The following is a 14,067-nucleotide window of genomic DNA, read 5'->3' as shown; positions in this document are numbered from 1 at the left end:
GGTCATTCATGAGCTTTGATGCAATTCGCAAGCTTTTTTACCGGACTTTTTGAACATCCTCTTATAGATGTTCTTGGTGAAAATTATTTAAACGCCATTGTAGCATGAACGGCCTTTTTCCAGCCTTCGTATAATTCTCCTCTTTTTTTATGGTCCATTGACGGCAAAAATGTTTTATCTATCCCCCGCAGACTTGAAATTTCTTCTTGGTTTTTCCAATACCCAACAGCCAAACCAGCCAAGTAGGCAGCTCCAAGCGCCGTTGTTTCATTAATGACAGAACGTTCAACTGGAACATTTAGCAAGTCGCTTTGAAACTCCATGAGGAAGTTATTTTTCACAACACCTCCATCTACGCGAAGTGTCTTTAATTCAATGCCTGAATCTTCTTTCATCGCATCAAGGACATCCTTCGTTTGATAGGCCAATGACTCTAGAGTTGCTCTGATAAAATGCTCCTTCGATGTTCCTCTAGTAATCCCAAATACAGCACCACGAACATCGCTGTCCCAATACGGCGTCCCTAAACCGACAAATGCCGGAACAACATACACGCCATCTGTGCTCTCTACTCTTTTTGCATAACTCTCACTGTCCTGTGCATGTTTTAACATTCTCAAGCCATCTCGTAGCCATTGAATGGCAGATCCAGCTATAAATATACTGCCTTCTAGGGCATAGTTGATTTTTCCATCTAGTCCCCAAGCAATAGTTGTAAGGAGTCCGGTTTCTGATTGAACCGCTTTTTCACCCGTATTCATCAGCATAAAACACCCGGTTCCGTAAGTATTTTTTGCCATTCCCTGGTCAAAACAAGCCTGACCGAATAAAGCGGCCTGTTGGTCACCAGCTACACCCGCAATCGGAATTTCCTGACCGAAAAAATGATGATCCAATGTATAGGCATACACCTCTGAAGATGACTTCACTTCTGGAAGCATGGATTTAGGAACGGTTAAGATTTCAAGGAGATCATCATCCCACTTCAAATCGTAAATATTGAACATTAGAGTACGAGAAGCGTTCGTATAATCGGTCACATGAGCCTGACCACCTGACAATTTCCAAATCAACCATGTGTCGATTGTCCCGAATAATAATTTTCCTTTTTCCGCTTTTTCTCTAGTACCCTCTACATGATCAAGAATCCACTTTACTTTTGTGCCAGAGAAATAAGCATCGATTAATAATCCAGTTCTTTCTCTAAATAGATCGTCATGTCCCTGTACCTTCAATTCATCACAAATATCGCTTGTTTGGCGTGATTGCCACACAATTGCATGATAGACGGGTTTTCCAGTTTCTTCATCCCATACTACCGTTGTTTCTCTTTGGTTTGTAATCCCAATCCCTGCAATTTGCTCTGGTTTAACACCTGATTCCGATAAAACGCTCGCAATGACTGCGAGAACGGATCCCCAGATTTCATTGGCATCATGCAAAACCCAGCCTGGTTTCGGGAAATACTGCTTAAATTCTTGTTGTGCAATGTGAATGATTTCGCCTTTTTTATTAAATAACATCGCTCTTGAACTGGTTGTACCTTGGTCTAAAGATAATATGAACTTTTCCAAATACAATTTCCCCCTTAATTGTTCTTACAACTATTTTGAATGTATCTGTTTCAATAACTTGTTTCATACTTAAAAGCATATGCTAATCTTAATAATACCAAGCATGTAACTTTCACACCTCAAAAAAAGCCTATAGAGAAATTACATTCCCCATAAGCTCCTATTTATCATTTATCACATGAATGCAATTTTTACAAAAATCATTACTTTTCCATCGCTTGTAAGCCAGCTTGATTCAGGATGTTCATCGGTTTATTAAAATGCGGTTGGAAAAAGAAATCTACATAGGCCAGTTCTTCCATTGTCATTTCATTTTGAATACAAACAGACATCGTGTTGATCGATTGTGTCATATCGGCTTTTGAAATGACCTGGGCACCGACGATACGGTTTGTTTCAACTTCATAAACTACTTTTAACATCACTTCTTCGTAAGTCGGCATAAATTCAGGACGATTGTTTTCTTTGATTGTGATACTTTTCACATTCATATTTACATGTTTTGCAGCTGTTTCAGTAAGCCCTGTTGAGGCCATATTATAGCCATAAATATGCAAGCCAGAAGTTCCTTGAGTACCGATATATTTGCTAGTTGGTTCCAATAGATTTTTCGCCACTAAAGTTCCCATACGGACAGCATTGGTTGCAAGTGGGATATAAACATGCTGTTTAGTTGGATTATACATAATTGCACAGCTGTCTCCAGCAGCAAACACTTGCTCTTTACTTGATTGCATGTATTCATTGACTTTAATTGCCCCGTTTGGAAGCATATCCACTTGCCCTTTTAAAAGATCAGTATTTGGACGGAAACCTACGCAAAGAATCACAAGATCAGCATCATATTCTCCTTTTGTAGTAACTACTTTTGCTACTTTTCCGTTTTCTCCTTCGAAACGAGTAACAGTTTGATTCAATGCCATGTTTACACCATGTTTGATTAATTCCGCTTCAATCATATCAGTATATTCCGCGTCTAAATATTTACTTAAAATGCGTTCTTCCCCATCGATAAAGGTTACTTCTTTCCCATATACTTCAAATGCTTCGACAAGTTCGACACCAATATACCCAGCGCCGATTACCGCAATTTTCTTTGCTTGCTTTGCTTTTTCAATAATTTGATTGGCATGATAAAAATTTTTACATAATACAATATTGTCTTGCTTGATTCCTTGAATGTTCGGGATAACCGGCCAAGAACCCGTAGTCATAATTAATTTATCAAATGTGTCTTCGAATACTTCTTCTGTTTCTAGATTTTTAGCTATTACGATATTTTTATCTGTATCAATAGTTAACACTTCATGCTTCATCTTCATATTGGCTCCGAGCTTTGTAAGTTCATTTGGAGAAGAATAGAATAAGCCGTTTGGATCTTTCGCTACTCCACCGACATAAAGAGCAATGCCACAAGATAAAAAAGATACATTATCATTTTTCTCATACACCGTAATTTCCACTTCAGGGTATAGTGCTACTATATTTTTAACTGCCGCTGTTCCTGCATGAGTACATCCAACCACTGCTACTTTCATAAAAACGCCTCCTAAGATCATGAACAATTAATTTATGAAACAAATCACATATATTGTGAAATATTTCACAAATTTTATAAATCGATTATATAAAATATATTTAAAAAAATCAACAAAGAAATTAATATATTTCAAACCTATGAAATGATAAAAGCATTCATGAGCATCCGTTCTAAAGAACAACGATGATCAAGATTAAGGTTCTCAAATTGTAACACCTAATGAAGGTGGCGGTGCGGAACTGATTTTGCGAAGCCCCGCCCCTTTTCCACAAAGGAACTGGATATATCGCGAACCATTCAGTGTCCTGCAATAATTGATTACTTCCCATCTCGACACATGTCCATTTATTGTAAAAATAGGAACTAACCTATACATCATGTCCGATGCGTTCATAAGATACCATGTACTACAAACAAAGGAGTGAAACTTAATGGGTTGTAATAATAATAATTGGCATGACAACGATGTTCGCGGTGATTTTGATCGTGACCGTGATCATGACCGTGACCGTGATCATGACCGTAATCGTGACCGTAATCGTGATGTAAGGGTAAATGCTTTTATTGATGGTGATGATTTCTGTCGCGCTGTACGTCGCTGCCAGAGACGTGATCGAGATGATGTACGTGGTATTGAAGATGAGAATAATCGACAACATCAGCATGAACATCATCATCATCACCACAACAGATGTGACAATAGATGTGACAATAGATGTGACAATAGATGTGACAATAGATGTCACAACAGATGCAGAAGATGTTTCTTCTTCTAATTTACTCAATCTAGAAACAACTGCTTCATGCTGCCTGTTTCCTTCGAGACAGGCAGTTTTTTTGTTTCTCCATACATATATCAAACTTATTGATCGATTAGCTGTTGCTTTATATTCAAATATTCTATTCAAGTTTATCAGTACGAAGATTCATAAAAAAGAGTCACCTTTAATTGGTATAGACAACTATAATCATTAACGATACACTAAGACAGATAGAAATTCTGAATCAAACCTTACTTAAATGACTTTTACAAAGGAGATTAGGTATGAAGGAAAATCCAACATTCACCATAGTAAATTTAACTGTTTATAGTGAAAACGAAACGTATAAAAATGGTTATATAAAAGTGGTTGATGGAAAAATAGCAGAAGTAGGTCCTTTCAGTCAATACAAACAAGGTGACACTACTGAAGTAATCGAGCTTTCCCCCACTTATCAAGTTATTCCTGGAGCTATTGATGTACATATTCACGGTGCTGCGAATGCAGATGCAATGGATGCAACGAGCACTGCTTTAACAACGATGGCACAGACACTTCCGAAAGAGGGAACAACAAGCTTCCTAGCAACAACGATGACGCAATCAACAGAGGCCATTGAAGAAGCATTGCGTAATGCTGGCGAATACATGACAAACCAAAAGAATAATTTGGCTGAAGTCGTAGGCATTCATTTAGAAGGACCTTTCATTGCCCCAATTCGAAAAGGAGCTCAGCCACTTTCTCATATTATTGATCCTGACGTTGCCTTTTTTAAAAAGTGGCAAGAAATCGCACAGAATCAAATAAAGCTTGTCACATTAGCACCTGAGCAGCCAAATGGCTTAGAACTAACCGCTGCTTTAAAAGAAACGGGTGTGGTGGCTTCAATTGGTCATTCAGATGCAACGTACGAACAAGTTGACCAAGCCATTCAAGCTGGTTCATCACATATTACCCATCTTTATAACGGGATGCGTGGCCTGCATCATCGCGAGCCAGGTGTGTTAGGTGCTGCCTATTTACGTGATGAGCTATTTGTTGAGATTATTGTAGATGGTATCCATAGCCGCCCTGAAATGGTGAAACTTGCTTATAATCAAATTACAAGTGATCGCATGATTTTAATTACTGATTCACTTCGTGCAAAATGGCTTAAAGAAGGAACTTATGATTTAGGTGGTCAACCCGTAAACGTGAACAAAACAACCGCAACCCTTGCAGACGGAACGCTTGCAGGAAGTATTCTAAAAATGAATGATGCGATCAAAAATATGATAATGTACACCGAATGTACGATGGAAGATATTATTAAAATGACGTCAGCAAATCCAGCGAAACAGCTAAACCTATTCGATAGAAAAGGGAGCATTACCGTTGGAAAAGATGCGGATCTTGTTATTTTGAATGAAGATTTAGATGTAGAAATGACTTTTTGCAGAGGAAAAATAGCATTCACAAAGGAGAATACACAATGAAACTTATCCAAGTACAGGACTATCATGAAATGAGTCAAAAAGCAGCAGAAATCGTCATCGAAAAAATAAAAGAGAATCCACAAATCCAGCTTGGACTTGCAACTGGAGGGACACCTGAAGGACTATACGATCGATTAATTAAAGATCATAAAGAAAGTCATACATCTTATAAACAAGTAAAATCATTTAATTTAGATGAATATATCGGTTTAAGCGCTACTAATCCAAATAGCTATCATTATTACATGGCCGATACGTTCTTTAATCATATTGATATTAATCAAGAAGACACGAACCTTCCAAATGGTACTGCAGAAAACATTCAAGAAGAATGTAGTCGTTATGATGAAATGATTGATAAAATGGGCGGAATCGATTTACAAATCCTTGGCATTGGGCAAAACGGGCATATCGGCTTCAATGAACCAGGTACTTCCTTTGCATCAAAAACACAAGTTGTTGACCTTGCACAATCGACAATTGAAGCAAACGCCCGCTATTTCGACTCCATTGATGAAGTACCAACACAGGCAGTAACAATGGGAATTGCGTCGATTATGAAAAGTAAGGAAATCATCCTCTTAGTATCTGGTGTAGCAAAATCAAAGGCTTTGAAACAGTTAATGGACGGAGAAATAACAGAAGAGTTTCCAGCTTCTATCCTGAAAAAACATCACAACGTTACCATTATTGCCGATCAAGAAGCATTATCTGAGTACGCATCCAAAAGTGAATCAACTTTTCGTGATTGATAAAAGCTCTCCACTTCCGATTTATTACCAAATTGCAGAAAGCATAAAACGGCAAATTGAAGAAGGTGAATTACACCCACACGATGTACTTCCATCTGAACGTGAATATGCCGAGCTATTGGAAATTAGTCGGATGACTGTTCGTCAGGCTATTAATAATTTAGTTAATGCTGGATACTTATATCGCCAAAAGGGACGCGGAACCTATGTCGCAAAAAAAAAACTGGAGCAACAACTTCTTGGCTTAACCAGTTTTACTGAAGAGATGATCGCTCGTGGCATGACACCAAGTAGTAAACTGATCAGTCTCAATATCATCCCATCAAGTGAGAAGATCGCTAAACAATTACACGTAACAACCAACACACTCATTTATGAGATTATCCGAATTCGTTTGGCAGACAACGTGCCTATGGCTCTTGAAACTGCCTATATGTCTGCCGATTTACTAAAAGGATTAACAGCTGAGATTCTTAACCATTCCATCTATCAATACGTCGAGAAACATATTGGACTTAAAATCGGTTACGCAAAGCAATCTTTAGAATCTACTGTTGCATCAGAGGTAGAAATGGCTTCTTTATCGATTGCCAAACATTCGCCTATTTTATTAATACAACGTACTACTTATTTAGAAGATGGAAGACCGCTTGAATTCGTAAAATCATCTTATCGAGCCGATCGGTATACATTCACATGTACAATTAATAGACACTGATATTCTTCACTAAGTAGGGAGTTTGGATCTGATCTCGCACTCGAAATCAGAATGTAGTGTTTCATTCACTTAGTTTATACTGTATATAGTTGCGGGGTCTGATCCTTTTGGGACTCCCCCTTATTTTTTTCATCTAAACAAAAAACGACAAGAGCGTTGTCAATGCAACACTCCTGCCGTTTTGATGACCTGAGAGGGATTCGAACCCCCGACCCCGTCCCTGTCAAGGACGTATTCTCCCGCTGAACTATCAGATCGTATTTGAAATAATTTTTTTACAAAAAAGTTCTTACTAAAGTATATATTTAATTATACGTTTCTACGTGAAAAAGTCAACGATTAAATTTTAGCGATTACATAACTTTTGTTGTTTTTGTTGAATAAAAAAAATTTTGTTCTTATATACTGTTAGTTAAGGGGGATTATATGAATTCTTCACTTCAAAAATATCTAGAACAGCAAATGTTTGTAGAGATTATTTACCTTTCAAATAGTGGTAGCTTTACGCAAAGCTAAATGCAAATTCTTGAGATGAAAAATGATACAATCCGAGCTTATTGCACCCTTCGTAAAATGAACCGATCCCTTAAAACCAGTAATATTCTCTCTTTACGTTCAATTCGAACATTCAACGATTTGGGATAACTTCTATGTATCTTGCTTTTATCCCGCATTAACGGGCAGTAAGACCCCCTTCAAGCCTTAGGAGAATCGAAGTAGCGTAGGTGGGGGACAACTGCCCGTAAAATCCCGATTGGTTCAACTAACAATCAGTGGGGGATGAAGACCCCCCACTGATTGAAGTTTCACTTTATAAACAATTATGAACACTCCTCCCCTGTTCTCCTTTAATTGATTAGGTTCGTTTGATTTCTCCAATCAAGATCACTAAAAACTTTTTACTCTCATTTTTATATCATCAATGAAGATATTGATCAATAATTGTGATAAAATATTCCCGTAAACCCTTTCAATCATTTTCTTTAGGGGGTGTTATTTTGGTCGATCAGCCAAAAGGAACGATTAAGGATAGAAAGTTTACAAGCAAGGAATTAGATGAAGAGCTTGAGCTGCTCGTTTATTTTCCGCCCAACTATTCTCCTCTATATAAATATACCGTTGTCATTGCCCAAGATGGCCGCGATTATTTTCAAATGGGGCGAATTGGACGAATAGCAGATGAACTACTTCGTAAAGATGAAATCGAAGATCTCATTATTGTAGGGATCCCGTATCGTGATGTACATGACCGGAGAAAGAAATATCATCCTGATGGCGAACAGCATGCGGCTTACATACGTTTTCTCGCCCATGAGCTGGTTCCGTATTTGGATGAGGAGTTCCCTACTTATCAAATAGGTACTGGGAGAGTTTTGATTGGCGATTCCCTTGGAGCTACTGTTTCCCTGCTTACAGCATTAAAGTATCCTCACACATTTGGAAAGTGTATTCTCCAATCACCACTTGTGAACAATGAAGTGATGAATGCTGTTAGGGATTTCGAAGAACCACATTTAGTTGAGCTTTACCATGTAATCGGCAAAGGCGAAACAGAAGTTCCAACAACTGATGGAGGCATAAGCAACTTCATTGAACCGAACCGCAAGTTAAGTACCCTTATTAAGAAAAAAGGATTTGCTTACTTCTATGACGAATTTGATGGTAAGCATACGTGGAAGTATTGGCAAGCAGATTTAAAACGGGCATTTACGGAAATGCTTTAATCCTAATCATCTTTTTTGAAGATGACGAAGTTTATTAAAATTTGTTATAATAATTTCATATTTTTATTTTTTAAAAATTCAGTGTCAATCTGGGAGGGAACTTTATGAACTATGGCGTCGCTATTTTTCCATCTAAACAGCTTCAAGATAAAGTAAATTCGTACCGTAAACGCTACGACCCAAATTATGCGCTAATCTCACCTCATATTACGCTTAAGTACACTTTTTTTGCAACTGAATCAGAAATTGAAACAGTAGCGGAACAATTAAAAAACATCGCCCAATCCCATAAGCCATTTAAGTTAAATGTAGTGAAACCGAGTACCTTTCAACCCGTAAACAACACGATTTTTTTTAAAGTTGAATTAAATCCTGAACTTGAAAGTTTGCATAAAGAAATGAACCATGCTGATTTCTTCGGTGGTCCATCTCCATATGCATTTGTTCCACATATTACAATCGGCCAAAAACTTTCAGATGATGAACATTCCGATGTATTAGGTCAGATTAGAATGCTTGACGTTACACACGAAGAAGAAGTAGACAGATTTCACCTTCTTTATCAATTAGAGAATGGTTCATGGACTGTTTATGAGACATTTAGACTTGGAGAAGAGGAATAATATTAATGAACGTAAAAATGGTTACAAGCACCGAAGAGAGAGAACTTGCTTATTCTATACGTAAAAAGGTTTTTGTCGAGGAACAAAATGTTCCACTTGAAGAGGAAATTGATCAATATGAAGATGAATGTGCCCATTTCCTCCTCTTTAATGACGAGGATGCCCCTATCGGCAACGGTCGCTTCCGTATTTTAGACGGAATTGGCAAGGTACAAAGGATCTGTGTTCTCTCTGAGTTTAGAGGGAACGGCGCTGGACAAACGATTATGAATGCGATTGAAGACTATGCAAAAAAGCAAGATCTTTCTAAATTAAAACTAGACGCACAGACGCAAGCCATTCCCTTTTATGAACGATTAGGATACCGCGAGGCATCTGAGGAATTTATGGATGCAGGCATTCCCCATCGAACAATGATTAAAGATATATAAACGAGCCCCCGGAGACAAATTTCCGGGGTTTTTTATATTTCAGAAGTCCAGCATTCCCCCCCCAAAAAAACTTTTTTATAAAAATTCCACATTTAACACTGCCACTTCGCCCTTTTTTTCATATTGTATTGTAAGAAACGATAAGGAGGGGATTTTTGTGAGTGAAAAAGAACTTAATTTGGGTGATTCTCATAAAAAATTGATGGAATTATTAGTATCGCGGACTTTGCGTAAAAACGGTTTTAAAAAAGAATCCATTGATCTTTCTGAAAGAGAAAAGAAAAATCTAAAGGAAACCGTCGAATTGCTTCAGAAACAGTCACAGTCTTTTATTGACCAGCAGAATAACATTACTGAACAAGACGTTAATCCAATCACTAATGTATACGACGGGGAAAAGTAACCTACCTCCCTTAAGTTCTTGCAAATTTCATAAACAAAAATTCAAAAAAAATAGACGTTTGCATTGATATAATCGTCCAAACATCGTTTCTCGAACCGCATATTTTAATAGGGACCCAAATAAAAGGAGGATAAAGTAATGAATCAAAATGAATTTCGCACAGGCAATTCTTGCGAACATAGCGAGAACAGATGGTCAGCTTTAGATTCTCGTTCTGATCATCCATTAGCAGAATTTTGCGATAATCGTCGTGGAGGCATCGAGCAAGAAGCAAGACAAGAGAATGTGGAGTACCAACTATCCGAAGAGCTAGTATATATCAAAGACTCATGTGATGTTCGAGTAACTTCAACAGATGTAAAAGCAGCTCTATCTCTCCAAGCCGCCTTACAAGCTGCCATTGCTGTAATTGTTAGTATCACCGTTGGCAGCAGCGAAAGTGCTGAAAGAATTACTCAAGAATTGCTTCAGTCTTCTAAAATCAGCCAAATTTCACGCCAAAAAACAATTATCGAGAACTCTCGTGACGTTGAGGTAGTAACTACGGATGCTCAGGTTGCCGTTAACATTCAGCTATTGCTTCAATTATTGCTTGCTCTAATCGTTGAAGTAGACGTTTTATAAGAATCAAATAATTGAAATACACAAAAGGACACATTCGTGTCCTTTTATGTGTTCACTAGATTCTTTGATTAAATAGTCCTCCTTTCCCCGTTAAATCTGCTGTTATTTTCTCTACTACATATGCAGGTACTTGCATTTTATAGGGTGTTGAATTTTGTGGATTAACTAATGCTTTCTTTGTTTCTGGTTTAGGCGAAATCATGTTCTCAATCTGCTTGTCTTTATCTTGATTAAGGTGCTGAAATGAAGGAAGTGGAAAGATTGGCGACATACTACCAATTGATTTTACAGAACATTTCTTTGCAGCGACCGTTCTGTTTGCATATTGAATATATTCAAATTGTGTAATTGGTATGATGTATCCCATTCTCCTCACCTCTAGAATTTTTTATTTTCCCTTTTCCACCATGAAAAGGCAAACAACATTACCATCGTTTTATGATGTACATTTTACTATTTCAAGTCTATAGTATGTTAGTTTCACTTTACCCTATGTTCTGGTATCATGAATCATACAAACAACTATGATGTTAAAACGCCACCATTTACCATGAAGGAACAATCATATAACAACTATTGAATGAGATTTGAGGTTTTTTTTATATGCAAGCAGCAAAAATAAAAAATGAAATGATCCATTTAGCCACTACATCTGCCGAACAGCTTCAGGAAGTATATGATAAAGGCAAGCGCGGGGAACTGACTTGTCCATCATGTGGTCTTCCCGTGAAGTTATTCTTAGGCATAAGTAATCCACCTCATTTCAGTCACATTTCACCTGGAATTACGGATTGCTCGTTCCCTTTACTTGACGTTTCAGTTAAACAAAATAATCCTATTTCGATCGACTATAAAGAAGAAAACGGATTTAAGATTCCAAAAGGTCGCACCATTACAAAAGATCAACCTGAATGTGTACCGGTTAAAAGCAGTACATGTATCACAGGTAATCCCGAATTCACAAATGTAAAGCAAAGTCAGCTTCTTGTTGATGATCCATACTTTGACAAACTTTGCAATCATGGAGTGAGTTTGGACAAGGAACAAGCAGCCGCAATAACCACAATTGATGGCCCCCTCCTTGTTCTTTCTGGAGCTGGTAGCGGAAAAACTAGAGTGTTAACTGTCCGAACAGCTTATATGCTTTCGGCAAAAAACATCGATCCTAAGTCCATAATGCTTGTTACTTTTACAGCCAAGGCTGCCAAAGAAATGAAGGAACGACTGCTCTCCTATCCTGAAATGAATCCCATGCTCGTCAATCAATTAGTAACCGGCACTTTTCATAGTATTTTTTATAAAATCCTCCTCTTTCATGAACCAGATAAGTGGCGTCGTGATTTACTAATGAAATGGGAATGGGAACGTACAAGAATTCTTAAACTAGCTGGCAAAGAAATTGGGCTGGATGAAAAGGAATTTGCGTATGATCAAGCACTTCAACAAATTGGTCTTTGGAAAAATTCCTTGTTATTTCCAAATGAAATCAAGGCAAAAGATGAATGGGAAACATCTTGTTTGTCTCTTTATAAAAGCTATGAAGATTATAAATCACAGACAGGTAGCTATGACTTTGATGATATGTTGATTGGCTGTTATTCATTTTTCAAAAATAATCCAGATGTTCTAGCAAAATATCAGAAGCGTTTTGACTATTTCCTCATTGATGAATTTCAGGATATTAATAAAGTTCAATACGCATTGATCCAACTCCTGTCTGCTCGAACAAAAAATGTCTGTGTAGTCGGTGATGACGATCAAGCAATCTACGCATTTCGTGGCAGTGACCCATCATTTATCTTGCATTTTGAACGAGATTTCCCAGGAGCTAAAGTCGTAAAACTGACAGAAAATTTTCGCTCATCACATGAAATTGTTGCCACCGCCAACCGGATGATCAAAAAAAATCAGAACAGGCATCCGAAAACGATGAAAGCTCAGCATAATAATGGCAAACCTGCACTACTCTTTTATCCTTTTGACGAGGAAACAGAAGCAACGATGATTGTTCATGATATCCAGGAAAGAATTCTAGAAGGCGCGAACCCAAGTGATTTTGCAATTCTTTATCGGACTCATGCAATGTCACGAGCGATTTTCGAGAGACTAGCCACATCCAATCTTCCTTTTGTTATTGAAAAAGATGCGGATAGTTTTTATCAACGAAGAATCATTAACAGTATGCTTGCTTATTTACGATTAAGCAGCCAACCTGAGGATGTCAATCCAGTCGGGGACATTTTATCATCTTTATTTTTAAAACAAAGTGTGCTGCAGGATATGAAGGCTCAAACGATTCTACAGGATTGTGACTTTATTGATGCTCTTGCTTTCGTCAAAACAGCTCATCCTTTTCAAGAACGTAAACTTAAATCGTTACCTAAAATAATCCGCAGTTTAAAAGGGATGACACCTTCCGTTGCTCTTTTAGTCATTGAAAAGGAAATTGGGTTTGCAGACTTTGTGAAGAAACGCGGGAACGAAGGCAATATAGAGAAAGGCTCTGATGATATTCGTGACTTGAAGGTAGCAGCTAAACGGTTCCATTCAGTAGCTGAATTCCTTGAACATGTGGAACATATGTCTGCTATGGTACATGAAGTGAAACAGCTATCAAAGCATTTCCATGATGCAATCCAGTTAACAACCATACATCGTTCAAAAGGTCTCGAATATAAATATGTGTATGTACTTAGTGCTGTTGATGGCAGCCTCCCTCATGACTTCGCACTTGAGTCACATCGTAAAGGTGACACTGAACCACTGGAAGAGGAGCGCAGACTGCTATATGTTGCGATGACAAGAGCAAAAGACGGTCTATTCCTATCCATACCACAAACACGAAGAGGTAAAACAGCATACCCTTCTAGATTCCTGAGATTTTGAACCGGATAATTAGGGAAATTATTATTTTCTACATGATGATAGTATGAATAAAGACAGCGGTCATTACACCGCTGTCTTTTTCATTTACATATTATTTTTTACCATTTAACATATTCGCTAATGTACTAAAATCCAGACTTTTTCCATCTTTAACAATTGACTCGACAATTTTATTTTCCGTTTCTTGATTAACTGGCTTATTAGCAATTTGGGAAACGCGTTTAATCACATTGCGCACTGTTGCTTCATCCTTAAAATTTGCACCTTGCAGCGAATTTGCTAATTCAAATACATCCTTCATACTTACACCCGTTTTGCTTTCAATGTTTTTAAAAAATTGGTTTTCCATTAAAAAGCCCTCCTTCTCTGCAACTATTCTATGCAGTCTAAAAGAGTTATGTGCCTAAAAAGGATGGCATGCAAAAAACAAATAACAATGATCGATCATTCAAAGTACCTAAAGACTATGTAAGCAGGAAATGTGGTGTAATTTGTTCCCTTGTCAGGTAATTATCTTTGTTATCAAATCAATTCTAACCAATACGAATTTAATTAG

General features: G+C 37.5%; 14 protein-coding genes and 1 tRNA gene. 9 read left to right on the top strand and 6 right to left on the bottom strand.

Going from position 1 to position 14,067, the window contains the following annotated elements; all coding sequences use genetic code 11:
* Positions 1–83: 83 nt before the first annotated feature.
* The 3 genes from glpK to AC1MGI_RS11185 all read right to left on the bottom strand — a co-directional run bounded on the left by glpK (position 84) and on the right by AC1MGI_RS11185 (position 3,899).
* Positions 84–1,574, bottom strand: coding sequence for a glycerol kinase GlpK (glpK, locus tag AC1MGI_RS11195; protein ID WP_480345341.1), 1,491 nt, complete (start codon positions 1,572–1,574; stop codon positions 84–86).
* 203 nt (positions 1,575–1,777) lie between these two features.
* Complete coding sequence (locus tag AC1MGI_RS11190; RefSeq protein ID WP_480345340.1) at positions 1,778–3,112, bottom strand: FAD-dependent oxidoreductase; 1,335 nt, start codon at positions 3,110–3,112, stop codon at positions 1,778–1,780.
* Between the two features lie 430 nt (positions 3,113–3,542).
* Complete coding sequence (locus AC1MGI_RS11185; protein WP_480345339.1) at positions 3,543–3,899, bottom strand: hypothetical protein; 357 nt, start codon at positions 3,897–3,899, stop codon at positions 3,543–3,545.
* 260 nt (positions 3,900–4,159) lie between these two features.
* Here AC1MGI_RS11185 and nagA point away from each other — a divergent pair, with 260 nt between their 5' ends.
* From nagA to AC1MGI_RS11170, 3 genes are read left to right on the top strand one after another with little or no spacing between them, the layout of a single operon-like run.
* On the top strand, positions 4,160–5,350 hold the full coding sequence (nagA, locus tag AC1MGI_RS11180) for an N-acetylglucosamine-6-phosphate deacetylase (protein WP_480345338.1): 1,191 nt from the start codon (positions 4,160–4,162) through the stop codon (positions 5,348–5,350).
* A complete protein-coding gene (gene nagB / locus AC1MGI_RS11175) occupies positions 5,347–6,102 on the top strand; it encodes a glucosamine-6-phosphate deaminase (RefSeq protein WP_480345337.1) in 756 nt (251 codons plus the stop codon). The genes nagA and nagB overlap by 4 nt, the downstream gene beginning before the upstream one ends.
* The gene (locus AC1MGI_RS11170; RefSeq protein WP_480345336.1) at positions 6,095–6,820 is read left to right on the top strand and encodes a GntR family transcriptional regulator; all 726 of its coding nucleotides are present in this window, start codon (positions 6,095–6,097) and stop codon (positions 6,818–6,820) included. The genes nagB and AC1MGI_RS11170 overlap by 8 nt, the downstream gene beginning before the upstream one ends.
* A 185-nt stretch (positions 6,821–7,005) precedes the next feature.
* On the opposite strand, the gene AC1MGI_RS11165 is transcribed toward AC1MGI_RS11170, so the two are convergent.
* A tRNA-Val gene (locus AC1MGI_RS11165) sits at positions 7,006–7,077 on the bottom strand.
* A 741-nt stretch (positions 7,078–7,818) separates the two neighbouring features.
* Here AC1MGI_RS11165 and AC1MGI_RS11160 point away from each other — a divergent pair.
* The 5 genes from AC1MGI_RS11160 (at position 7,819) to AC1MGI_RS11140 (ending at position 10,625) form a co-directional block, all read left to right on the top strand.
* Positions 7,819–8,544 carry an alpha/beta hydrolase gene (locus AC1MGI_RS11160; RefSeq protein ID WP_062181987.1) on the top strand — a complete coding sequence of 242 codons (726 nt, stop codon included), beginning with the start codon at positions 7,819–7,821 and terminating at the stop codon, positions 8,542–8,544.
* A gap of 104 nt (positions 8,545–8,648) precedes the next feature.
* Positions 8,649–9,167: a YjcG family protein gene (locus AC1MGI_RS11155; RefSeq protein WP_480345335.1), complete on the top strand. Its 519-nt coding sequence runs from the start codon at positions 8,649–8,651 to the stop codon at positions 9,165–9,167.
* A gap of 5 nt (positions 9,168–9,172) precedes the next feature.
* The gene (locus AC1MGI_RS11150; protein ID WP_480345334.1) at positions 9,173–9,598 is read left to right on the top strand and encodes a GNAT family N-acetyltransferase; all 426 of its coding nucleotides are present in this window, start codon (positions 9,173–9,175) and stop codon (positions 9,596–9,598) included.
* Positions 9,599–9,755: 157 nt separating this feature from the next.
* Positions 9,756–10,001 carry a hypothetical protein gene (locus AC1MGI_RS11145; RefSeq protein ID WP_480345333.1) on the top strand — a complete coding sequence of 82 codons (246 nt, stop codon included), beginning with the start codon at positions 9,756–9,758 and terminating at the stop codon, positions 9,999–10,001.
* A 138-nt stretch (positions 10,002–10,139) separates the two neighbouring features.
* The gene (locus AC1MGI_RS11140; protein ID WP_480345332.1) at positions 10,140–10,625 is read left to right on the top strand and encodes a spore coat protein; all 486 of its coding nucleotides are present in this window, start codon (positions 10,140–10,142) and stop codon (positions 10,623–10,625) included.
* Between the two features lie 55 nt (positions 10,626–10,680).
* Here AC1MGI_RS11140 and AC1MGI_RS11135 read toward each other — a convergent pair whose 3' ends face one another.
* A complete protein-coding gene (locus tag AC1MGI_RS11135; RefSeq protein ID WP_480345331.1) occupies positions 10,681–10,992 on the bottom strand; it encodes a hypothetical protein in 312 nt (103 codons plus the stop codon).
* 236 nt (positions 10,993–11,228) lie between these two features.
* Here AC1MGI_RS11135 and AC1MGI_RS11130 point away from each other — a divergent pair, with 236 nt between their 5' ends.
* A complete protein-coding gene (locus AC1MGI_RS11130) occupies positions 11,229–13,511 on the top strand; it encodes a UvrD-helicase domain-containing protein (RefSeq protein ID WP_480345330.1) in 2,283 nt (760 codons plus the stop codon).
* A gap of 91 nt (positions 13,512–13,602) precedes the next feature.
* On the opposite strand, the gene spoVIF is transcribed toward AC1MGI_RS11130, so the two are convergent.
* Positions 13,603–13,860 carry a sporulation-specific transcription regulator SpoVIF gene (spoVIF, locus tag AC1MGI_RS11125; RefSeq protein WP_062182011.1) on the bottom strand — a complete coding sequence of 86 codons (258 nt, stop codon included), beginning with the start codon at positions 13,858–13,860 and terminating at the stop codon, positions 13,603–13,605.
* Between the last annotated feature and the right edge of the window lie 207 nt (positions 13,861–14,067).

The organism is Peribacillus sp. BM1 (genome assembly GCF_056679975.1).
The sequence above is the reverse complement of the archived record's forward strand: the minus strand, read 5'-3'. Positions and strand labels throughout refer to the sequence as shown.

What these genes read in the sequence shown, in the direction of transcription:
- AC1MGI_RS11190 (WP_480345340.1), bottom strand. Translation starts at nt 3,112, where the DNA reads ATGAAAGTAGCAGTGGTTGGATGTACTCATGCAGGAACAGCGGCAGTT.
- nagA (WP_480345338.1), top strand. Translation starts at nt 4,160, where the DNA reads ATGAAGGAAAATCCAACATTCACCATAGTAAATTTAACTGTTTATAGT.
- nagB (WP_480345337.1), top strand. Translation starts at nt 5,347, where the DNA reads ATGAAACTTATCCAAGTACAGGACTATCATGAAATGAGTCAAAAAGCA.
- AC1MGI_RS11155 (WP_480345335.1), top strand. Translation starts at nt 8,649, where the DNA reads ATGAACTATGGCGTCGCTATTTTTCCATCTAAACAGCTTCAAGATAAA.
- AC1MGI_RS11150 (WP_480345334.1), top strand. Translation starts at nt 9,173, where the DNA reads ATGAACGTAAAAATGGTTACAAGCACCGAAGAGAGAGAACTTGCTTAT.
- AC1MGI_RS11140 (WP_480345332.1), top strand. Translation starts at nt 10,140, where the DNA reads ATGAATCAAAATGAATTTCGCACAGGCAATTCTTGCGAACATAGCGAG.
- AC1MGI_RS11135 (WP_480345331.1), bottom strand. Translation starts at nt 10,992, where the DNA reads ATGGGATACATCATACCAATTACACAATTTGAATATATTCAATATGCA.
- AC1MGI_RS11130 (WP_480345330.1), top strand. Translation starts at nt 11,229, where the DNA reads ATGCAAGCAGCAAAAATAAAAAATGAAATGATCCATTTAGCCACTACA.
- spoVIF (WP_062182011.1), bottom strand. Translation starts at nt 13,860, where the DNA reads ATGGAAAACCAATTTTTTAAAAACATTGAAAGCAAAACGGGTGTAAGT.